At 50.1% G+C, this 21,017-nt stretch carries 21 protein-coding genes; 12 read left to right on the top strand and 9 right to left on the bottom strand.

Features of this window, described 5'->3' with window-relative positions:
- Nucleotide 1: 1 nt before the first annotated feature.
- On the top strand, nt 2-1,399 hold the full coding sequence (locus tag FA954_RS07490; RefSeq protein WP_037996034.1) for a nucleoside recognition domain-containing protein: 1,398 nt from the start codon (nt 2-4) through the stop codon (nt 1,397-1,399).
- Nucleotides 1,400-1,439: 40 nt separating this feature from the next.
- Here the strand turns inward: FA954_RS07490 and FA954_RS07485 are convergent, their stop codons facing one another.
- On the bottom strand, nt 1,440-2,051 hold the full coding sequence (locus FA954_RS07485) for a DUF47 domain-containing protein (protein ID WP_037996035.1): 612 nt from the start codon (nt 2,049-2,051) through the stop codon (nt 1,440-1,442).
- 161 nt (nt 2,052-2,212) lie between these two features.
- Here FA954_RS07485 and FA954_RS07480 point away from each other — a divergent pair, with 161 nt between their 5' ends.
- From FA954_RS07480 to FA954_RS07465, 4 genes are all read left to right on the top strand, one after another.
- Nucleotides 2,213-3,109 carry a CPBP family intramembrane glutamic endopeptidase gene (locus tag FA954_RS07480; RefSeq protein ID WP_049720151.1) on the top strand — a complete coding sequence of 299 codons (897 nt, stop codon included), beginning with the start codon at nt 2,213-2,215 and terminating at the stop codon, nt 3,107-3,109.
- The gene (locus FA954_RS07475) at nt 3,049-3,360 is read left to right on the top strand and encodes a hypothetical protein (RefSeq protein ID WP_037996036.1); all 312 of its coding nucleotides are present in this window, start codon (nt 3,049-3,051) and stop codon (nt 3,358-3,360) included. The genes FA954_RS07480 and FA954_RS07475 overlap by 61 nt, the downstream gene beginning before the upstream one ends.
- 465 nt (nt 3,361-3,825) lie before the next feature.
- Nucleotides 3,826-4,260 (top strand): transglutaminase domain-containing protein, encoded by a 435-nt coding sequence (locus FA954_RS07470; protein WP_052186742.1) that lies wholly within the window; start codon nt 3,826-3,828, stop codon nt 4,258-4,260.
- A 330-nt stretch (nt 4,261-4,590) separates the two neighbouring features.
- The gene (locus FA954_RS07465; protein ID WP_037996039.1) at nt 4,591-5,082 is read left to right on the top strand and encodes a GNAT family N-acetyltransferase; all 492 of its coding nucleotides are present in this window, start codon (nt 4,591-4,593) and stop codon (nt 5,080-5,082) included.
- Nucleotides 5,083-5,120: 38 nt separating this feature from the next.
- Here the strand turns inward: FA954_RS07465 and nfsA are convergent, their stop codons facing one another.
- Nucleotides 5,121-5,870, bottom strand: a complete 750-nt coding sequence (gene nfsA / locus FA954_RS07460; RefSeq protein ID WP_037996041.1) for an oxygen-insensitive NADPH nitroreductase — start codon at nt 5,868-5,870, stop codon at nt 5,121-5,123.
- A 289-nt stretch (nt 5,871-6,159) separates the two neighbouring features.
- Between nfsA and deoD the strand changes: the two genes are divergently transcribed.
- A complete protein-coding gene (gene deoD / locus FA954_RS07455; RefSeq protein WP_037996043.1) occupies nt 6,160-6,867 on the top strand; it encodes a purine-nucleoside phosphorylase in 708 nt (235 codons plus the stop codon).
- A gap of 473 nt (nt 6,868-7,340) precedes the next feature.
- Complete coding sequence (locus tag FA954_RS07450; RefSeq protein ID WP_052186744.1) at nt 7,341-7,775, top strand: helix-turn-helix domain-containing protein; 435 nt, start codon at nt 7,341-7,343, stop codon at nt 7,773-7,775.
- Between the two features lie 46 nt (nt 7,776-7,821).
- Here FA954_RS07450 and FA954_RS07445 read toward each other — a convergent pair whose 3' ends face one another.
- The gene (locus tag FA954_RS07445; RefSeq protein WP_138614964.1) at nt 7,822-9,021 is read right to left on the bottom strand and encodes a choline dehydrogenase; all 1,200 of its coding nucleotides are present in this window, start codon (nt 9,019-9,021) and stop codon (nt 7,822-7,824) included.
- Nucleotides 9,022-9,042: 21 nt separating this feature from the next.
- Nucleotides 9,043-10,512 carry a betaine-aldehyde dehydrogenase gene (gene betB / locus FA954_RS07440; protein ID WP_049720155.1) on the bottom strand — a complete coding sequence of 490 codons (1,470 nt, stop codon included), beginning with the start codon at nt 10,510-10,512 and terminating at the stop codon, nt 9,043-9,045.
- 203 nt (nt 10,513-10,715) lie between these two features.
- Between betB and cudC the strand changes: the two genes are divergently transcribed.
- Together cudC and FA954_RS07430 are read left to right on the top strand one after the other, a co-directional pair.
- Nucleotides 10,716-11,255 (top strand): choline uptake/conversion transcriptional regulator CudC, encoded by a 540-nt coding sequence (gene cudC, locus FA954_RS07435; RefSeq protein WP_037996046.1) that lies wholly within the window; start codon nt 10,716-10,718, stop codon nt 11,253-11,255.
- 145 nt (nt 11,256-11,400) lie between these two features.
- Entirely contained in the window at nt 11,401-12,285 is an 885-nt protein-coding gene (locus FA954_RS07430) for an alpha/beta fold hydrolase (protein ID WP_052186746.1), read from the top strand.
- Between the two features lie 48 nt (nt 12,286-12,333).
- Here FA954_RS07430 and FA954_RS07425 read toward each other — a convergent pair whose 3' ends face one another.
- Complete coding sequence (locus FA954_RS07425; RefSeq protein WP_049720157.1) at nt 12,334-12,960, bottom strand: fumarylacetoacetate hydrolase family protein; 627 nt, start codon at nt 12,958-12,960, stop codon at nt 12,334-12,336.
- A 166-nt stretch (nt 12,961-13,126) separates the two neighbouring features.
- Between FA954_RS07425 and FA954_RS07420 the strand changes: the two genes are divergently transcribed.
- From FA954_RS07420 to FA954_RS07410, 3 genes are read left to right on the top strand one after another with little or no spacing between them, the layout of a single operon-like run.
- The gene (locus FA954_RS07420; protein WP_037996050.1) at nt 13,127-14,215 is read left to right on the top strand and encodes a class II aldolase/adducin family protein; all 1,089 of its coding nucleotides are present in this window, start codon (nt 13,127-13,129) and stop codon (nt 14,213-14,215) included.
- 14 nt (nt 14,216-14,229) lie between these two features.
- On the top strand, nt 14,230-15,036 hold the full coding sequence (locus FA954_RS07415) for an SDR family NAD(P)-dependent oxidoreductase (protein WP_049720158.1): 807 nt from the start codon (nt 14,230-14,232) through the stop codon (nt 15,034-15,036).
- Between the two features lie 14 nt (nt 15,037-15,050).
- On the top strand, nt 15,051-15,926 hold the full coding sequence (locus tag FA954_RS07410) for a diacylglycerol/lipid kinase family protein (RefSeq protein WP_037996051.1): 876 nt from the start codon (nt 15,051-15,053) through the stop codon (nt 15,924-15,926).
- Between the two features lie 57 nt (nt 15,927-15,983).
- Here FA954_RS07410 and FA954_RS07405 read toward each other — a convergent pair whose 3' ends face one another.
- The 4 genes from FA954_RS07405 to FA954_RS07390 form a co-directional block, all read right to left on the bottom strand.
- Complete coding sequence (locus tag FA954_RS07405) at nt 15,984-16,778, bottom strand: enoyl-CoA hydratase/isomerase family protein (protein ID WP_138614963.1); 795 nt, start codon at nt 16,776-16,778, stop codon at nt 15,984-15,986.
- Nucleotides 16,779-16,907: 129 nt separating this feature from the next.
- Nucleotides 16,908-19,280: a heavy metal translocating P-type ATPase gene (locus FA954_RS07400; RefSeq protein ID WP_082240696.1), complete on the bottom strand. Its 2,373-nt coding sequence runs from the start codon at nt 19,278-19,280 to the stop codon at nt 16,908-16,910.
- A gap of 69 nt (nt 19,281-19,349) precedes the next feature.
- Nucleotides 19,350-19,550 carry a copper ion binding protein gene (locus FA954_RS07395; RefSeq protein ID WP_138614962.1) on the bottom strand — a complete coding sequence of 67 codons (201 nt, stop codon included), beginning with the start codon at nt 19,548-19,550 and terminating at the stop codon, nt 19,350-19,352.
- A 215-nt stretch (nt 19,551-19,765) separates the two neighbouring features.
- The gene (locus FA954_RS07390; RefSeq protein WP_049720160.1) at nt 19,766-20,944 is read right to left on the bottom strand and encodes a glycosyl hydrolase family 18 protein; all 1,179 of its coding nucleotides are present in this window, start codon (nt 20,942-20,944) and stop codon (nt 19,766-19,768) included.
- Nucleotides 20,945-21,017: the final 73 nt, after the last annotated feature.

Genomic DNA, 21,017 nt, shown 5'->3' with positions numbered 1-21,017 from the left:
CATGGCAAATTCATCCGCATTTCCTCTGGGCGAATTGGATCATTTGATGGAACAGAGCAAATCCTTACGAAGCGAAAATATCCGCGACGAGATTGTCAGCCGGATTTATCAAAACTCACATCAACTGTGCGAGGAAAGCGTTCGCTACACCCGGCAACACCGGATCCCCCCCTCCCACGCCAGACTGGATCGGATTTTGACTTCCCGGACTTGGGGATTTCCGATCATGCTGGCCATCTTGGGCTTGATTATTTATATGACCATCTGGGGAGCGAATCTTCCCTCCCAAGCCCTGGCCCGTCTGTTCGGCGCGGGGGAACCGGTTCTTTCCCAAGTCCTTCAGGCTTTGGGCTCCCCCGTTTGGCTTCATGATCTTTTGGTGTTCGGGCTTTATCGGGGAACCACTTGGGTGGTGAGCGTCATGTTGCCGCCGATGGCCATCTTCTTTCCTGTGTTTGCACTGTTGGAGAACTTCGGATTTCTGCCCAGAGTGGCTTTCAATATGGACCGGGTCTTCCAAAAATCCGGCGGCCACGGCAAGCAAGCCCTCACCATGGCCATGGGATTTGGATGCAATGCAGCGGCCATCGTTTCCACCCGGATCATTGAATCCCCGAGGGAACGTTTGCTGGCCATTTTGACCAACAATTTTGTTCCCTGCAATGGCCGGTGGCCCCTTCTGATCCTTTTGGCATCACTATTCATGGCAGCCGGTTTCAGCTCCGGCATCGGCACCATGGTCACCGCCGCCGTGGTGATGGGACTGGTTTTGTTCGGCATTGTCGTCACGCTCTTTGTGTCATGGACCTTGTCCAAAACCGCACTTCGCGGGGTTCCCACACATTACACGTTGGAACTCCCGCCGTTCAGGCGGCCGAAATTTTGGAACACCATTTACCGGGCCACCATGGATAAATCCTTGTTTGTGTTAAAACGGGCCGTCATCATCGCCGCACCGGCCAGCTTGATCACCTGGATCCTGGCCAATATCGATATGGGTTCGGCCAGCATTCTGGAACATGCCGCCCGCTTTTTGGACCCGTTTGCACATGCGCTGGGACTGGATGGTTTCATTTTGCTCGCCTTTATCCTCGGATTGCCGGCAAATGAAGTGGTTCTTCCCATCCTGCTCATGGGTTATTTAGCAACCGGCTCCATGGTGGAAGTTGATCAGTTGGCCGATCTGAAACAAATCCTGCTCGACCACGGATGGACATGGCTGACGGCACTCAATATGATGCTTTTTTCCCTGCTTCATTATCCGTGCGGGACCACTTTGTTCACCATTTATAAAGAAACCAAAAGCGTCAAATGGTCTCTCCTGGCCGCACTGATTCCCACCGCCATCGCGGTTGCCGTCACCTTCACCATCACCCAAATTGTCCGCCTGTTTATATAAAAAACACCGGCCGTAAAGCCGGTGTTTTTTTATCCGTTCCTTATGCGTATTTAATGATCATGCTTTCAAAAACATCCGCAATGTCTTCGGCGTCATCGGTTGTTTTTTCCAGCCGCTCATAGATATCCTTCATTTTGATCAGCAAGACCACATCTTTCGGATCAAAAAACAATTCGCTCAGACTGTCCCGCAACAATTGATCCGCTTCACTTTCCAAGGAATTGACTTCAATGGTCGCCTTATGAAGCGCTTCGAACCGGCGGTCGTTTAATGAGGTGAATGCTTCCTGCAAAATTTTGGCCGTTTGCACCAAAATATCCGCAAACCGGATCAGCTGCGGTGTCGTCTTCTCGATATACAACGAACGTTCGGCACAAGCCTCAATGCCATCCAAAATGTCATCCAATTTGGCCACCAATTGGAAAATATCTTCCCGGTCCATCGGCGGGAAGTATTCTTTGTTCAATTGGGAAATCAAAAGCTGGACAAATTCATCCCCTTTGGACTCGAGGCGTTTGATTCTCTCTCCATATTGCTCCCGTTGTTCAAGGTTTTCCACATTTTCGCGAAACAGCTCAGCCGCCTCCACGATCAAGGATGTAATATCCATCAACGTTTTGGAATACAAACTCGTCTTTTGTTTTTTAAACACTGATAGTCCCCCAGTTGTCAGAAAAAATCTTCTCTTCTATCCCCTACTAGTATACACTTTTTTTGACCGATTAGACAGAAAAAGGATCACCGATGGTTTTTGTTGTCGTTTTCATATATGATAGATTATATTGAAAACTTTACTTTTCGAAAGGACCGATTATGAACTTCCAAACGTTTACCCTGTTAAAACTGGCCGCAACCGGCGAAAGAAAAATTCATCCGGTTTTGGCCCCGGTCATCGCCTTTTCTTTCCTTTTTTTCGGTGGGCTCGGGATCTTCTTTCTCATTTTGTTTCCGCCCCCTGTTTCCCCGCTGATGCAAAGTGTTTGGTTTCATTTGGAACTGATCGTTTCCTTCAGCGGAACCGCACTGTTCACTTTCGCCTGGGTCCGGTTGGTGGAGAAACGGCCGGTCTCCAGCATCGGCTTTACGAAAGAGAGGGCTTTTAAAAAGTACATAACCGGGTGGATGTGGGGTTTTTTGCTCATTTCCGCCCCTGTGTTCCTCCTTTGGATCACTGGCTCTCTGACCTTTGAGATCACGAAAATCCATCTCCCCGCGCTTCTCATTTTACTGCTTTCCATGATCACCTTCATCATCCAGGGCGCAACGGAAGAAATCGTGGTCCGCGGTTGGTTGTTCCCGGTCATGGCCATGCGCGCACCATTCTGGATTGCGGTGGGCACCTCCTTTCTGTTCTTTGCCGCCATGCATTTGTTAAATGACGGGATCAACGTGATTTCTTTCTTGAACATCAGTCTGTTCGGCTTGTTTGCCGTCGGTCACGTTTTAAACGAAGGAAGCCTGTGGGGAATTTGCGCCATTCACTCTGTTTGGAACTGGGCACAAGGCTCGGTTTTCGGATTGGCTGTGAGCGGACAAAGCCTGTCCTTCCCGCTTCTTCACGCGACGACACACGGCCCCGAATGGTTCCACGGCGGCCCTTTCGGGATTGAAGGAAGCATTCTCACCTCAGTGATCCTGGGAGCTGCTTCATGGGTGGTGTGGCGGAAAGTTTTTATCCGGCTGAGACAGCAGAACATATCAAACCTTTGATTTTAAAGAAGCTGCCCGTTCGTCTGGCAGCTTCTTTAAACATCAATCGCCCTCCGCATGAAACTTTGCCGGACACAACCGGTGGTTTGCTGCAAATCTTGATTTTTGATACACTTAAAGTGCTTGATATAACTGGTGTTTACGCAAGGGGTTTGATTGTATCCATTGTGGAATTGAAACTCACGTCCCCTTTTAGGAACGGGAACGAAAGAATCTGTTTAATTGCATCCATTGTGGAACCTCTTAACTAAAAAAAGAGCCGCAAACGGCTCCTTTTTTAATGTCCATTTGCTTTACTCATTGCTGCACCTTAAGAGAAACTGACCCATCTCAGAGACTAAAGATCGGACGGTATGTTAAATTCAAAACTACGTTCAGGATTCTTTGCTACGGTTGCCAAAAATTCCCCGGTGCTTTCCAGACTGGCGGTCAAATCTCTTCCCCCTCTCATCTCCCTGATCAATTCATGACAATGCCCCTGCACAGAAAATCAACAAACGGAAAACGGACAATCCTCGCATTTCCGGATCAAGCGATGATTTAGATCACTTCGTTCCAATTTATCCCTATCAGGTTAACGAGAATATTTTTATTCAAGGAACTTTTTAGAATGAATATCGAAAAAGTATGATTAAATCAAATGGATCTTATTTGTGAGGGTGAGGAAATGAATAGCTAAACAACGTTTGGATTTTTGTCTGCAACCGGCAGGAGAAATGTCCCAAGCGTTTCAGTCTTTGGGTGTTCAAACGTTCCAAGAAGCCGCCTGTTATTTGCAGGCGTTGCCTTACGGGCGAAATGCCAACCGGGCAGATGCGCGATCGGTCTTGCGCGAGGGGAAAGGGACCTGTAGTATGAAGCACGCGCTGTTGGCCATGTTGGCGGAGGAAAACAACATGCCCGTCCGGTTGATGATCGGCATTTATTTGATGAATGAGGACAACACCCCCGGTGTCGGCAAGGTGTTGGAACGTTACGGCCTTAAGGAGCTCCCGGAAGCAAATTGTTATTTGCGGTTTGAGGGACAGTATTTGGATTTCACGCGTCTGACCGGTCAAACAAATGGGACCCCCCTATCATTTTTGGTTGAAAAAGAGATTACACCCGAAGGAATCGGGGAGGAAAAAACCGGTTTCATCAAGATTATTTGAAACACTGGGTGACATCCCCGAGTGTACCCATTAAGGACTGAAGAAAAGTGTGGGAAATACGGGAAGCATGCATTGCTGCATTGACACAATCGGAATAAACCTCCACCTGATAATCAGCCTTAACCCACCTGAAAAATTTCAAACCGTTATTAACTCAATTCCGGCTGGTTTTCCTGCAACAGCTCCCCTGCCGGCCACAAAGGATCATCGTCCAACCAGTCACCAACTCAAAATGGAAATAGGTTTCACCACAGACTCGAATTAACCGGGTAAGACGATCATATGATGGTTGGGAGACAAGGATCTGTGCTTAAGAGGGGGGGGAGGCGCTTGCAGATACGCGAAATTTGCCCGGAGGATCATGAGGCTTACCTTCGGCTGTTGAACCAATTGAATGAGGAAAGTCCGTACCTTTTGTTTCCTTGTGGCGATGCGGACCCGGGCAAGATCAGCGACGGCAACCGGCACGTTTTCGTAGCGGAAACGGACGGAAAGTTGACGGGCCATGTTGCCATCCGGCGTGGAGATGATCCGCACAACCGGCATACCGCGCGTCCGGAGACAGGGGTTTTGAAAAAGTACCAAAACCAACGGGTGGGCACCCGGTTGCTGGAAAAAGCCATTCAGTGGGCCCGGGAACAAGATATTAAGCGGTTGGAAATCTCCATCCTGCGTCCCAATCTGAAAGCCGTCTACTTTTATAAAAAAATGGGGTTCCAAATCGAGGGGATGCGAAAAAAATCCTTGTTTATCCAGGACCGGTATGCGGATGAATATTACATGGCCCGGTTGTTGTTCAGCGATGAAACCAAAATGACTTGAGCACCCTCCATGCACTCAAGCCATTTTGGTCTTCACCGTTATTGTTTGTTAAAGCCTTTTTTCTCCACAAATTCTTTCATGTACATTCTTCGCGGATGGGAGAGCATTTGCGCCATTTGTCCCGTCCAAGTGTCCTCCCGTTTTCCTCCGGTGCGCTCGATATAGTAGGATTGGACCGTTTCGTTGTATTCTTTCAGTTGTTCTTTCAAGCGCTGTTCATCCTGCTCATATTCTTCTTCATGATAAACGTGTTCCAAGGGCAAGCGGGGTTTTTTCGATGATTCGTGCAAAGGATAACCAATCGTCATGCCAAAAAGCGGCAAAACCCGCCGGGGGGTGTTGAGCAGCTTCGTCACCTCTTCCAGGTTGTTGCGAAGCCCTCCGATATAACAAATGCCCAAGCCCATCGATTCCGCGGCGATGGCTGCGTTTTGGGCCGCCAGTGCCGCATCGACCACGGCCACCATGAATTTCTCGGTGCTTTCCAGACTGGTGGTCAAATCGGCCTCTTCCATCTCCGCGATTAAATCATGCCGGTGCAAATCCGCGCAGAAAATCAGCAAATGGCCGTTTTTCTCCACATAAGGTTGGTTTCCCGCCAACTCCGCCAGCTTTTTCTTTTTGGCCGGATCTTTAACGCCAATGATCGTGTATGCTTGGATATAACTGGACGTCGAAGCAGATTGGGCCGCTTCCACAATGGTCCGGATTTGTTCCTCCGTCAAAGGACGGTCTTCATATCGACGAATGGAGCGATGGTTCATTATCGTTTTGATCACTTCGTTCATCTGTACCCCTCCAAAAACTGCATCGCTAAAAAAAGGTTCATTCCCATATTATCATTTTATATCAACCGGCCGGATGCCATCCTTTGATTGAAAAAAGATTTCGTCTGGGGCACGGATCGCTTTTGTGGTTTTATTTTGTTTGCAAAGCAAACTTGTTTATATATTAAATCTGTATGCAATTCACAAGTCCTTTTTCTTTCAAATGCCTCTTTCTCCTGTTATAGTTATATTTAGATCGAGAATAAAGGAGGTGAACACCGGATCCGGAATTGACGGAAACGGTGTCAACATGAGTGTTCACATTGGAGCCAAACAAGGAGAGATTGCCGAAAAAATCCTTTTGCCCGGCGATCCCCTTCGTGCCAAATATATTGCGGAAACGTTCCTGGAAGATGTCACCTGTTACAACGAGGTTCGCGGCATGCTCGGCTTTACCGGTACATACAAAGGAACCCGCGTCTCGGTACAAGGAACCGGCATGGGGGTGCCTTCCATCTCCATTTATGTCAATGAGCTGATCCGGGAATACGGCGTCAAGCAATTGATCCGCGTCGGAACCTGCGGCGGAATCCAAAAAGACATCCGGGTCCGTGATGTGATTATCGCCATGACATCCTGCACGGATTCCAACATGAACCGGCAAACTTTCCCCGGTTTTGATTTCGCCCCGTGCGCCGATTTTGAATTGCTCAAAAAAGCGTATGACACCGGGGTGGAAAGAGGGTTATCCGTTCGCGTCGGAAATATTTTGACGTCCGATGTCTTCTACCGGGACAACATGGATATGGTGAAAAAACTGGGAGAACACGGCGTTCTGGCCGTCGAGATGGAAACCACCGCCCTTTACACCCTGGCTGCCAAACACCAAGCGCAAGCCCTCTCGATTTTAACGGTCAGCGACCACATCTTCACCGGAGAGGAAACCACCGCCGAAGAACGGCAAACCACTTTTAACGACATGATCATCATGGCGTTGGAAACCGTGAGCAAAGAATAATATTTTCTGAAAAAACCGGACGCATTTGTCCGGTTTTTTCGTGGAAATCATTGACAAACGCGTGAGACGGACTCCAAGGGGTCATACAGCGCCCATCCCCCTTTTTCGACTCATTGGATGGATGTGAAAATAAACCACCCTTAAAACCAAAATAAGAAGGCCGTTTTTTCAGGCGATGTTTTGTTGTACCGAGTTTACAAAAGACCCCCTCCCATGCCCTGCGTAAATGAAAAAACGCCAAAACCATAGATAAATCAAGGGTTTTCGCGTTTTTTGCTTCTGATTTATACCGTTACAAAACCAAACTTTTGTAACCTTGGGTGTCCGGCAAGGGATTTACCGCCCTTTAAGCCCCTTTTTTTCATTCTGCACTTCAGGATCATGCCCTTTCCCTCTCCCACTCCCCAATCTGATCCCTTCTTCACGGTTTCAGCGGCCATCAGTTTTTATTTTCAAGCCCGGTTTCCCTTATAATGAAAGTGGAATATTCCCTGTTCAGAAAGGAAACGAATTCAACCATGCGCAGCGAATTGGGGATTTTACTGAAAAAACTCCGCGGCAAAAGAACATTGCGTGATGTTTCGGAAAAAACCGGACTTTCCCACACCTACATCCGGGATTTGGAACTTGGCATCCGCCGCGCCACAGGCAAACCGATCAAACCTTCGGCCCATGTATTGAAAAAATTGGCCGATGCATACCAATACCCCTTTGAAGATTTGATGCGGGCCAGCGGGTATGAAGACTTGTTACAGAAAAACACAAACGGGGACAGCAACCCATGCGACATCTGGCAAATCTTGTCCTCCGAAAACGAAACAGCTCTGTGGAAAGGGAGGGTGTTGGACGAACAGCAAAAAAAGGAGATTATCTCCGTCGTGGAATATGTCCTCTCCAGATCGATTTAAAAATAACAAACACCCCTGGTAACGAATCACCAGGGGTGTATTTGATTTATAAAACAGATTTTTCCAACCCGAACGCGCGACGGTAAATCCAGCGGTAAGCATCCAGATCCAAATCACGCGGGTTGCCGAAGGTTTGCGGGTCTTCCAGTGCCGCTTCGGCATAGCGGTCGATTTGTCCGGGATCTGCCCCTTGTTCTTGAAGAGACGGAATGTTTAAATCACGGACAAGACGATCCACTTCTTTCACCGCGGCCTTTGCCGCCTCCCCGGTGCTCATGCCCCGGATATCAACCCCCATCGCTTGGGCGATCCGGGCAAATTTCTGCGGAGCTCCCATCCAGTTATATTCCATCACGGCCGGAAGGATGGCCGAAACACATTGTCCATGCATGACCGGCACCATGCCTCCCAATGTTTGGGCCATCGCGTGGGCCGCTCCCGCTGAATCACTTCCATACGAAAGGCCCGCCAACATCACCGCTTGGGCCATGTGATAACGCGCCTCGATGTCGTGACCGTTGGCATATGCCCGGCGAATGTATTTGGCCACATACTCAATGGCCATCAATGCCACTGCGTCCGTCAACGGTTGCGATTGATTCATGGTGTAACACTCGATGGCATGGGATAAGGCATCAATCCCGGTGGCCGCCGTAATCGTTTTGGGCATCGTCAGGTGCAGTTCCGGATCAATCACCGCAAGATGGGCAGGGATCAAAGGTCCTCCCACATTAAATTTAATTTGCCGTTCGGGGTCTTTGATCACGGCCCATTGCGTGACCTCACTTCCGGTGCCGGCCGTGGTCGGGATAGTCACCAGCGGCGGGATCCGTTTTTCCAGTGGCTTGCCCCGTTCCGAAGCTTCAAACCGGATCACCGGTTCTCCGTGAACGGCTTCCACTCCGATCGCTTTGGCGGTATCCATGGAACTTCCGCCGCCCACCGCAACCAATCCGTCACATTTTTGCTCCTGAAACGTTTTCGCTCCCAATGCGATTAAACAGGTGTCCGGTTCACCCGCGATTTCATGAAACACATGAACATCAATGCCGGCTTGTTTGAACCGTTCGGCAACTGGTTGGATCAGTCCATTCCGGTAAAGACCTTGGTCGGTGACGATCATCGCTTTCCGGATGCCCAACGCCTTCGCTTCCTCTCCCACGTGCTTTAAGACGCCGATGCCCGAAATCACTTTGGTGGGCATGACAAACTCTTTCTTCTCCAACATTTGTTCCGTTCGCAGCATGGTGCTTCCCTCCTGTCTTTTTTATCCGAACCAACGCATGGGGGCAGGTTGCAAATTTTTGTAAATATGCTTTTGTTCCGTATATTCTTCCAATCCCGTTTTCCCCAGTTCCCTTCCGATTCCCGACTGTTTATATCCACCCCAGGGCGCTTGCGGGAAGTACGGATGAAAATCATTGATCCAAACCGTTCCCATCCTTAATGCCCGGCTCACTCTTTCCGCCCGGTTCATATCGCCGGTCCACACCGCCCCGGCCAACCCGTAACGGGTGTCATTGGCCAAAGCCACCGCCTCTTCTTCCGTACGGAAAGTTTCCACCGTCAAAACCGGGCCGAAGACTTCATCCTGTACAATGCGCATGGAACTTGTGCAATGGTCAAACACCGTCGGTTCCACAAAAAAGCCGCCGGCCAGTTCCTTTGATGCAGGCCGTTTTCCGCCTGTTAACAAAACGGCTCCTTCCTTTTGCCCGATCCCGATATATTTCTCCACTTTGGCCCGGTGTTCGGCTGAAATGAGCGGTCCCATTTGTGTTTTTGGATCCAACCCGTTGCCCAACCGGATTTGCTTGGCTCTTTTCACCAGTTCCCCGACAAAGGCATCATGCCACGTTTCTTCGATCAGCAGCCGGGCCCCGGCCGAGCACACCTGTCCGGCATGGAAAAAGACCGCGTTCAGCGCATAATCCACCGCCGCCTCAAAGTCGCTGTCGGCAAAAACGATGTTCGGGTTTTTTCCTCCCAATTCCAAAGTGATTTTCTTCATATTGCTTGCGGCAGCTTGCATGATGGCTCTGCCGGTTTCGATTCCGCCGGTAAACGAAATCAGGTCCACGTCCGGCGATTCGGACAGTTCGGCCCCCACGGTTTCCCCCGGTCCGGTCACGATGTTTACCACACCTTCAGGAATGCCCGCCTTTTCGATCAATTCCGCCAACTTCAACGTGGTCAGCGGAGTCAGTTCACTCGGTTTCAACACCATCGTGCAACCGGCAGCCAAAGCCGGAGCCAGCTTCCAAGCCGCCTGTAGCAACGGATAATTCCAAGGGGTGATCATTCCGCAAACGCCGACCGGTTCACGAACCACTTTGCTTTCGGCATGCTTGGCCGGAGGAAACAGCATTTCTCCCCCGTCCTTATCCGCCAGCCCCGCGTAATACCGGAACACGTTGGCGATATCGTCCATATCTGCCTCACTTTCCGTCAGTGTCTTTCCGGTATTCAACGTTTCCAACCGGGCCAGTTCCGGTTTGTTCCTTTGTATCTCCTCCGCCAGCCGGAACAACTTCTCTCCCCGTTCAGCAGCCGGCGTATCCGGCCAGCTTCCTTTATCAAACGCCTGACGGGCGGCTTGGATGGCTCTTTTCGCATCTTCGCGCCCGCCTTCCGGCACTTCTCCGATCACTTCCTGGTTAAACGGATTGAAAATGGACCGCACTCCCCCCGTGACGGCTTCGGTCCACTTTCCGCCGATGAACATGCGCTTGAACATTTCCCCTCCCCCTTTAACCATCAATTTCCTTTTGTACAGTTTTTTCTGTACAAACTGTATATAAATTACGTTAACATGAATTTTTTTCTTCCGCAACCTTCCCTTTTGTTTGACAAAATCATTCCTTATGTTTAAGATGTGGGCACCTGCTTCGGATGATTGGATTAAACAAAAGGACACGCAAGCGATTGGAGGAATGTGCGATGGATCAATTGGAAGAGGCAAGAAGCGATTACATCGAATCATTGGCTGAAACGATGCGGATGTACGGACTCAGTCCCTCCATGGGCCGGCTGTTCGGCATCATGTTTTTCCATCAGGAACCGATGACACTGGATGAAATGCGCCAGCGCACCGGCATGAGCAAAACAAGCATGAGTACGGGGGTACGGGAATTATCCCGTTTAAAACTGGTGCAAAAAAAATGGATCAAAGGCGTCCGGAAAGATTTGTACCAGGCCGAACAAGACCAGTTCCGGTCTTTTATCGAGTTTTTCGTCCACCTGTGGGAAACAGAAATTGAGCTGAATGAGAAAGCGCTTCGTGCCAGTGAAGAAAAGCTGACAAAACTGCTTCATGATTCCGGGGTCAAAGATGAAGAGAAAAAACAAGCGGAACAAGACCTTGAAAAACTGTCCAATGCCAAACGGTATTATGCCTGGCTCCGCCAGTTGGCAAACACCTTTAAAAGCGGAGAAATCTTCGACTTTGTCCCCGTTCCCGGTGAATCGCCCCGAAAATGAAATGGTTCCAATCTTCCAAGGAACCATGCTGCAAAAAATGATTGAATAATCTGATTTTTTATCTCTCTCCCCTTCCCTGATTTGTTTCAGTGAGATAAAATTTAATATAGATAAGTATTAACAATCCACAGAAGGGGGAGAGACGATGTCTGCCTTCCGATTTATTTTCAGAATATTCATTATTTCATCGTTAGCGTTGGCTCCTTGTCTCTTTGGGATCTCATCCGCCCATGCCCAAACGGATGAAGACATCCTGCGCGAAGCCGCTTTGTCACCTCCCGGCGCCAATCTTCCCGATTGCAAGCCGAGCGAGGAACATCCTTATCCGGTCATCTTGGTGCCGGGCACTTTTGAAAGCATGGCATTTAACTGGAGCAAACTGTCACCCCTTTTGGCGAAGAAAGGTTATTGCGTGTATGCTTTAAACTACGGCATCACCCATCTCGGCTTCAGTACCGGACCGATTGAAAAATCTGCTGAAGAATTGAAAGCGTTTGTCGATCAGGTGTTGGAGCAAACCGGCGCGGAGAAAGTTTCCATTGTCGGGCACAGCCAGGGAGGCATGATGCCGCGCTACTACATCAAATACCTTGGCGGTGCGGAAAAAGTCGAAGACCTGATTGGACTGGCTCCATCCAACCACGGGACCATCGGGGTTCTCGGCATTGAACCCATTATGATTCTTCCGGGACTTTTGGGGTGCACGGCATGCGATCAACAAAAAGCCGGCTCTGACTTCCTGAATGATTTAAACGCCGGCGATGAAACCCCGGGAGATGTTTCGTACACCGTGATCAGCACCAAATACGATGAAATTGTCGTTCCCTACACCTCCGCCTTTTTGGATGGCCCCGAAGAACAGGTGTCCAATATTACGATTCAGGATCAAGTGCCGGCTGATCTGGCGGCTCACCTCGGCATCGCCTTTGATTCCCATGCGTATGAATTCGTTTATGATGCCTTGGAGCATGACGGCCCCGCCAACTTTGCACGGGCTGAACAAAAGTGGCTGCAAAAAAACGGAAACTGACTTGTTTTCACGTTGAAAAAACCGCCTTGGAGCAAGGCGGTTTCCTTTTTATTTCAACCGGATTTGGCATTCTCCCCATGGTTCGTTTTCCCAATCCAGCCTGAAATGATCGTTATTCTCCACCTTCCCCACACCAGCCGGCGTACCGGTAAAAATAATGTCTCCTTCGCCCAGCCCAAAGTGTGCCGCGCAGTAATCCACCAATTGTTGCGGGGAAAAAACCATGTCATCAATGGTTCCCTTTTGCACTCTTTCTTGATTTTTAAACAACGAAAACGATTTCGATGCGCATGCTGCAAGCCCCGGGAACGGTTTCAAATCCGTCAACACCGCTGCATTAGGAAACCCTTTCGCTGGAAGCCAGGGATGCCCTTTTTTCTTTAACCCACTCTGTACATCCCGCAAGGTAAAATCGATGCCGAGCCCCATGTGACTCACCACTTCATCCACGGGTGTCCCTGACGCAACCGGGCGGGAAATCCTTAAAACCCACTCCGCTTCATAATGCACTTCCCCTTTGGTTCCCGGAAGCGAAAGAACCCTTCCGTCCGCTTTGGCCAGTGAATGGGTCGGCTTTAAAAAAACCAACGGGGCCTCCGGCACTTCATTGCCCAACTCTTTCGCGTGCAACCGGTAGTTTCTGCCGATGCAATAAATATTTCGGATGGTATGCATAAACAATCCTCCCCAGTAAGGAATCCTCGAAATTTAACATACCATTTTTTCCGGTCCTGCGGTTCAACTTTCTGAATCAATCCCCGGAAAGACCCGGCGCCAAGATGTATATTTTTCCAAATCCTTCGGGAAACTAGGTCTTGTATCAAAGGAGGGTTTTAGCACAATGATTCACTTCGCATTGTTTGGAGATTATGAAAGAACACCGGATTTAAAACGCTTTGCCGAAGGCATCCAACAAGAGATGGAAAAACACGGTTTTCAACGGGTGCCGACCGATTTTCCGCAACTTCAACTGGTGTTGAATTTCGTGGATCCAAACCGTCCGAAACCTTTTCGCCGCAAAGGAAACGGAACGTTTGTCGTGTCCATCACCGAGGTTGATGAGCCCGTGTCCAATATCCTGAAAACCGGTTATCCGATCTTGATCCGTTCACTGGGAAACCTGATGATTTTCATTGATCGTTCCCGTCCCGTGTCGTCCACGCATTTCATCACCCTGGAACAGGGATGTTATGCCGTCTCCCGTCCCGAAGAGGATGACCAATATTTCCAAGAAGTTTTCGAACGCTTGCGTCCTTTGGCCACTTCCCGTCTGGTCATCAACAATATTTTTCACCCCGATCTTCCCGAAGACCTGTGGGAAGGGGATGAAACCAGCGAAAGCATCTCCCGTGCGGGCAAAAAACTGGATGAAATGAATCTGCTTCCCGCGCCGTTTCCGATCCAGGAATTATTGCCTCCCAGAGAATTCCGCCATATCAAGCGTTTATACGGCATCGGCGGGCTCAGTTACGGCAACTTGAGTGCCCGGCGGGACAAAAATGAATTCTGGATGAGCGCCAGCGGCGTCAACAAAGGAAACCTGAGCCGGATCGGAAAGGATATTTTGCTGGTGAAAGGGTATGATGAAGACCAGTCGGCCATGGAATTGAGCGTTCCTTCCAATATCAAGCCCAACCGCGTTTCGGTCGATGCCATCGAGCATTGGATGATTTATAACGAGCACCCTGAAGTCGGAGCCATTGTGCATATTCACGCCTGGATGGAAGGAGTCCCTTCCACGGAAATCAATTATCCATGCGGAACCGTACAGCTGGCCGAAGCGGTTGCCGGCTTGATCCGGGAAGCAGAAGATCCTTCCCGGGCCGTGATCGGGTTGAAAAACCACGGCTTGACCATTACCGGAAGAGACATTGACGATATTTTTGAACGGATTGAAGGCAAAATCATTCCGCAGGTTCCGATGAGTTAAAAGGAGGAAATGGAATGAAAAACCCCGTTGTTCTGGTGACCGGCGCAACCAGCGGAATCGGAGAAGCCATTGCCCGAAAGTTGCCGGACCAGGGATATGTCCCGATTCTGCTCGGAAGGAGATCCTCCCGTCTAAAAGAAATCCATCGCGAACTCAACCGGGGATCTTATTATTCCTGTGACATCACTAAAGAAGCGGAAGTCAAACAGGTCGTGGAGGAAATCATCCAAACTTACGGCCGCATTGACGTGTTGATCAATAACGCCGGCTATGGGTGTTTTGGCGGATTTTTGGATGTTTCGCCGGATGACTACCGGGGGATGATGGAAACCAATTATTTGGGCGCCGTCCGCATGGTTCGTCACGTCTTGCCGCACATGCTGCGCGCCGGCCACGGACGAATCATCAACATCGCTTCTCTGGCCGGATTGACCGGCATTCCAAACCTCGCCGGATATTGTGCAAGCAAATTTGCCTTGATCGGCTTTTCCGAAGCTCTGAAATTGGAGTACGCACCGGTGATTCAGGTGGGGGTTCTTTGCCCTGGACCGGTCATGACGCCTTTTTTCAGGGGAGAAGATCCCCGCCGCCATTTTCCTCCCCTGATCGCCGGCCAAATGTTGGAGGCTGAGGAAGTCGCCCGTTGTGCCTTAAAAATAATGAAGCGCCCCAAAACCGTGGTGATTCCCGGAAAGTTAAAATGGGCGCTTCAATTGCGCAAATGGTTTCCCTCCCTTTATTTTTGGGCCACCCGGCGGATTTACCGGCAACTGGACCAAAACCCGCACAAAAGACCATCTCATTCCATATCTGAATTTTAAGGGGGAGTGCCACCATGTATTTTTTCGTGGTCAACCAACTGGCCGGCAATGGACGGGGGAAAACAGTATGGTCTTATATCCATCGCAGATTAAATGAACTGGGGGTGGAGTACCAGGCAGTCTTCACACAAGAAGCGGGAGATGCCACCCGGATTGTCAATGACATCAAACAACATCACCCGGTCAAAGCCGTTGTCGCCGTCGGTGGGGACGGCACCGTAAATGAAGTGGGAAGCGGGCTCATCGGGACCCATATCCCCATGGGTTATATCCCGGCAGGAACCGGAAATGATTTTGCCTTGGGGCATCAGATCCCCCTGGATCCGGAATTTGCATTAAAACGAATTTTGCGGCACCAAACCTACCAAGTGGACACCGCCAAAATGAACAACCGTTGCCTGATCAGCTTCGGCGGCGCGGGATTTGATGCCAAAGTGGCCAATGCGGTTCGCCTGAAAAGATGGGAAAAGCAGTGGTTCGGGCGCTTGACTTACGGCCTGGAGGCTTTGAAAGTCTTCCGTTCGTACACCCCGCAGCCCGTCACCCTGACCGTGGATGGTGTGCGCTATGATTACGAACATGTCTGGCTGATTGCGGTATCAAACATCCCGAACTTTGCCGGCGGAATCAAAATATGCCCCCAAGCGGAAAAAAATGATGGCCTGCTGGATCTCTGTTGCATTCAAAACCTCAGCTCCTTTGAGTTTCTCCGCCTGTTCCCGACGGCTTATTCCGGCAAACACACCCGGCACAAATCCGTGATTTTTCACCGCGGCAAAGAATTCACCATCACGCCGCAAGGCTCTTGTCTGGCCCATGTGGATGGCGAAATTCTGGATGAAACCCCCATCACGGTCAAAGTGGTGCCAAAGTCTTTAACCGTTCTTTAGATGGTAAACACAAAAAGCCGATTTATCAACAAAACCGGCTTTTGTTTGAAAAGGATGCTATTCTCCGCGATAATTCGGTTTTCTTTTTTCGGCGAAAGCTTGTATGCCTTCCAGGAAGTCTTTGGTTTTCCCGGCTTGTTCCTGAACCACAGCTTCATATTCCAGCGCTTCTTCGATCGTCGTTTCCATCCCGCGGTAAATCGCTTTTTTCGTTAATCCGATGGCCACCGTGGGGCCTTGCGCCAACTGCTTGGCCAGTGCCATCGCCTCATCCAGCAATTTGTCTTCCTCCGCCAATTGGTTGGCCAACCCGATCCGGACGGCTTCTTCCGCTTCCACATCCCGTCCGGTCATCGCGATCTCCAATGCCCTTCCCAGCCCGACCAACCGGGGCAAAAAGTAGCTGGAACCGCTGTCGGGTGCCAATCCAATCCTGACAAATGCTTCGACAAAACAGGTACGGGGAGTGATCACACGCAGGTCGCAAGCCAGCGCCAAACTGCAACCGGCCCCGGCCGCCACGCCATTTACCGCGGCAATAACGGGTTTTTTCAGATCCATGATGGCTTGAATCAAAGGATTATAACGGGAACGCACACTCTCGCCCAGTGAAATTTCATCCCCCTTGGTGACAATGGCTGACCGGTCATTCAAATCTTGTCCCGAGCAAAACGCTTTTCCTTCCCCGGTCAAAACCACGGCCCGTACTTTCGGATCTTCGTTTACCTTTTGCAAAGTTGCTGTCAATTCTTCGGCCAATTGTCGGTTGATGGCATTATACACTTGGGGACGGTTCAGCCGGATCAGGCCGACGCCGTCTTGTATGGTCAGGACAACGGTTTTTTCTTCCATTTAAACCCCTCCAAACAGCTGCATTATTATTTTTTGTTAATAGAATCTATTTCAATCATAATATAAAAAATGAAAATTCACCAAATTAATTCATAAAAAACAGCCCATCTTTCCGATGGACTGGACAACTTATGACAAAGATTTGACCCGTTGCAACCGGAGGGCATTCAACACCACGGAGACCGAACTGAAAGCCATCGCCGCCCCTGCAAGCCAGGGAGCCAGAAATCCGGCCGCGGCGACGGGAATTCCCAAGCTGTTGTACGCCAAAGCCCAGAACAGATTTTGTTTGATATTGGCCATGGTTTTCCGGCTCATCCAAAGCGCATCGGCCACCTGCTCAAGATTCCCGCGCATCAAGGTGACATCTGCGGTTTCCATCGCGACATCGGTTCCGTTTCCCATTGCAATGCCCAGATCGGCCGCCGCGAGAGCCGGCGCATCATTGATTCCGTCCCCGACCATCGCCACTTTTTCCCCTTGTCTCTGCCACTGATAAACCACTTCGGCCTTTCCTTCCGGCAACACTTCGGCCGAAACATCCTCAATGCCGACCTGTTTGGCGATGGCACGGGCCGTCCGTTCATTATCTCCCGTGATCATCCCCACTTTTAGCCCCATTTGTTTCAACTTTTGGATCGCTGTGCGGGAAGTTTCTTTCACCGTGTCGGCAACGGCCAAAATCCCGGCGCATTCTTGGTCTATTGCGATGATCACGGCTGTTTTCCCTTGTTTTTCGAGCCGGACCAATTCCTCCTCAATTGAATCCGTTTGAATTCCGTTTTGTGCCATCAACCGGCGGGTTCCCAGCAAAACTTCCTGTCCGTCCAGCACGGCTTTGACCCCGTGGCCGGGTAATGCTTCAAAGGAGTCGGGATCTTGCAATGTCACTCCTTCTTTCGCAATCCCGTTCACAATGGCCTGCGCCAACGGGTGCTCGGAATTTTTTTCCGCCGAACCGGCCCGGCGCAAAACGTTTTCTCTCTCTTCCGGATGAAAGATGATGGTATCGGTCAATTCGGGTTTCCCGTGGGTGATCGTTCCGGTTTTATCAAACAAAACCATCGTGATTTGCTGCGCCTTTTCCAAATGTTCGCCGCCTTTAAACAAAATGCCCCATTCCGCAGCCCGGCCGGAACCGGCCATAATCGAAACGGGCGTGGCCAGCCCCAAGGCACAAGGACAGGCTATCACCAACACGGCCATCGCTTTCTCCAAGGCGCCTTGAAATTGCCCCGGCTCCAGACCGAAAAACCAAAGCATAAACGTAAGCACGCTGATTCCCAAAACAACGGGAACAAAAACCCCCGAAATCCGGTCTGCAATCCGTTGGATCGGCGCCTTGGAGCCTTGCGCTTCCTGAACCACCCGGATAATTTGTGCCAGCGCCGTCTCTTCCCCGACTTTGGTTGCCCGGAAAAGAAGCCGTCCTTGCCCGTTGATGGTGGCGCCGATCACCGGGTCACCCGACTGTTTTTCCACCGGGATGCTTTCACCGGTCAACATGGATTCATCGACGGATGACCGGCCCTTGACCACCTCTCCGTCCACCGGGATCTGCTCGCCCGGCTTCACAAGAATCAGATCCCCCGGCTTGACTTCTTCCACCGGGACGGCTACCTCCTTGCCGTCTTTCAAGACCAATGCTTTTTTGGCTTTCAACCGCATCAACTTGGATATGGCATCCGAGGCTTTTCCTTTGGCCCGGGATTCCAGCAATTTGCCAAGCAAAATGAGTGTGATTAAAACGGCACTGGTTTCAAAGTACAATCCCTGCTCATGAATGCGGGAAGCCGGTTGAGTCAACATTACATACAAACTGTAAAAATAGGCCGCCGAGGTGCCGAGTGCCACCAGCACATCCATATTGGCGCTGCGGTTGCGCAGTGCCTTCCATGCTCCGCGGTAAAACGGAGCCCCGATCACAAATTGCACCGGTGTGGCCAAAATCCATTGGACCCAAGGGTTCATGAGAACAGACGGAACCGGGATCCAATGAAAAAAAGAGAAATGGGCGGCCATGGTCCACAGAAGCGGGATGGAAAATGCCAACGCTGCATAAAACCGGACTCTTTTTTTCTTCCATTCTTCCTCTTTCCGCTTCCCTGACTCCGCACTTTTCGGCTTTGCCCCGAATCCCAACCGTTCCACCCGTTGCACCACGTCGGATACGGCCAAGGTTCCCGGGTAATAAGCGACCCGCGCCGATTCAGTTGCCAGGTTGACGGAAGCATTGGCAACTTCCGGGATCCGGTTCAACACTTTTTCAATCCGGCTGGCACAGGCGGCACAGGTCATCCCGGTAATCTCCATATCCACTTCTTCTTTGGGAACGCGGTAGCCGAGATCTTGGATGATCTTCTCCATCTCCGGCAACCGGACTTGCTTCGGGTCATAAACGATATGGGCTTCTTCCATGCCCAAGTGAACATGGACCGAATCGACACCGTTTAACTTTGAAAGACGTTTTTCGATCCGGTTGGCACAGGCCGCACAAGACATCCCTTCCACCGGCAACCGAATCGAGCTGAGTTCACTGGACAACGAAAACGCCTCCTGCTGTGATGCAATTTATGAAAGGACATCAAACCCTTGATCTTCAATGGTCTGCTTGATTTTGTCCAAATCGGCCGTCTGTTCATCAAAATCCACATCGACCATTCCTTTGGACAAATCAACTTTGGCTGCAACCCCGATTCGTTTTAATGCTTCCTCGATCGATTGGACACAATGCTCACAGGACATTCCGGCAACGCGAATTTGTTCCTTCATTTTATCTGTTCCTCCTGCTACAAAGTTTTTTACATCTTCTTACATCTTTATTATAGGATACCCCCCCACCGTATTCAACCGGTGGCTCCATTTTCCTTCCATTTTGTCAGATCTGATTCTTGTCAAGGAACCTTCCCTTTGACAAATTTTCAAACTCCCGGGAAGCAACAAGCAGCCCGGATTTCCCATCCAAGCTGCTTTCACGGAGCTTCACATCAATATTTGTTGATCTTGAAATTTTGGCGCAGAAGCTTCCAGTTCTCCGGGAAATCCTCACCCAACACCCAATAGCTGACACCCCGGAGACCGTATTCTTTAATCAGATTATACTTCGCCTGCATGCTTTGTTCATTTTCATACCAAATCACATGCTTTTTCCCTTGTTCATCCCGGTAGTAAAAGTAAGGAGCTTCATCCCGGTTGTTATACTCCACCTTCAACCCTCGTTTTTTGGCAAATGTTTCGGCTTCATGCGGAGCAATCCGTTTCGCCGGGGGGCCTCCTTTTTTATAGGGGAGCGTCCAGTCATAACCGTAGAGCGGTGCTCCCATCACAATTTTTTCCGGTGGAATTTTTTGGACAGCATAATCCACCACTTTCCGAACCTGGGGAAGTGGAGCCACAGCCATCGGAGGTCCGCCGGTCCATCCCCACTCATACGTCATTAAGATCACAAAGTCGGCAATCTTCCCGTGAAACGCATAATCATGCGCCCCATGCCAAGCTCCGGCCTGTTCGTCACTGCTTTTGGGAGCCAAGGCAGTCGATACCACATATCCGTGTTTTTTCATCCGGGGTATAAAGGTTTCCAAAAAACCGTGGTACAGCTCACGATCTTTTTCGTAAATGTGTTCAAAATCGATGTTGATCGCCTTGTACCCTTTTTCCTTCATCACCTGTTCGACTTGATTCATCAACCGGTTGAGGGATTGCCGGTTTGTAAAAATTTGATGAGCCAAATCGGGTTGGAAATTTCCGTCAGCAAAATTGGTCAGCACCAGCATCGGAACGGCCTTGTTTTGAATGGCCCGAAGCGGTTTTTCATCCTTCAGGGGGATTAAACTCCCATCCGGTCGAACCTGGTAGCTGAAAAAGGCTACGTAGGTTAAATCGCGGACCGCTTCCAATGCATCCTCCACCGCCTGATCCGGGGAAGTGGCTTCCAAAAAGCCGATGCTTTCGATGCGTTTGGTTTTTCCTTTCAGATTCAGCTCATTTTCTCCTCTTTCATCCGGCAAGACCCTTCCCCGGCTTGAAATGGGCTCATTCCCGGGTTGACCGTTTTGGTCCACCACTTGCCGGGGAGTGGCATCATGCTCCGGACTTCCTTGGTTTTTGGCACATCCCGTCAACGCAATCAGTACGGAAAACATCACAATTAAAAATTTTTTCATCTGAATCACCCTGTCTATAATATCCCTCTGATTTCTTTTCTCATGCATCCTTCCGCCTTTATAAAAACTTTCT

Source organism: Thermoactinomyces vulgaris, from assembly GCF_005886755.1.
GTDB lineage: Bacteria > Bacillota > Bacilli > Thermoactinomycetales > Thermoactinomycetaceae > Thermoactinomyces > Thermoactinomyces vulgaris.
This window is presented reverse-complemented; position numbering and strand designations above follow the sequence as displayed.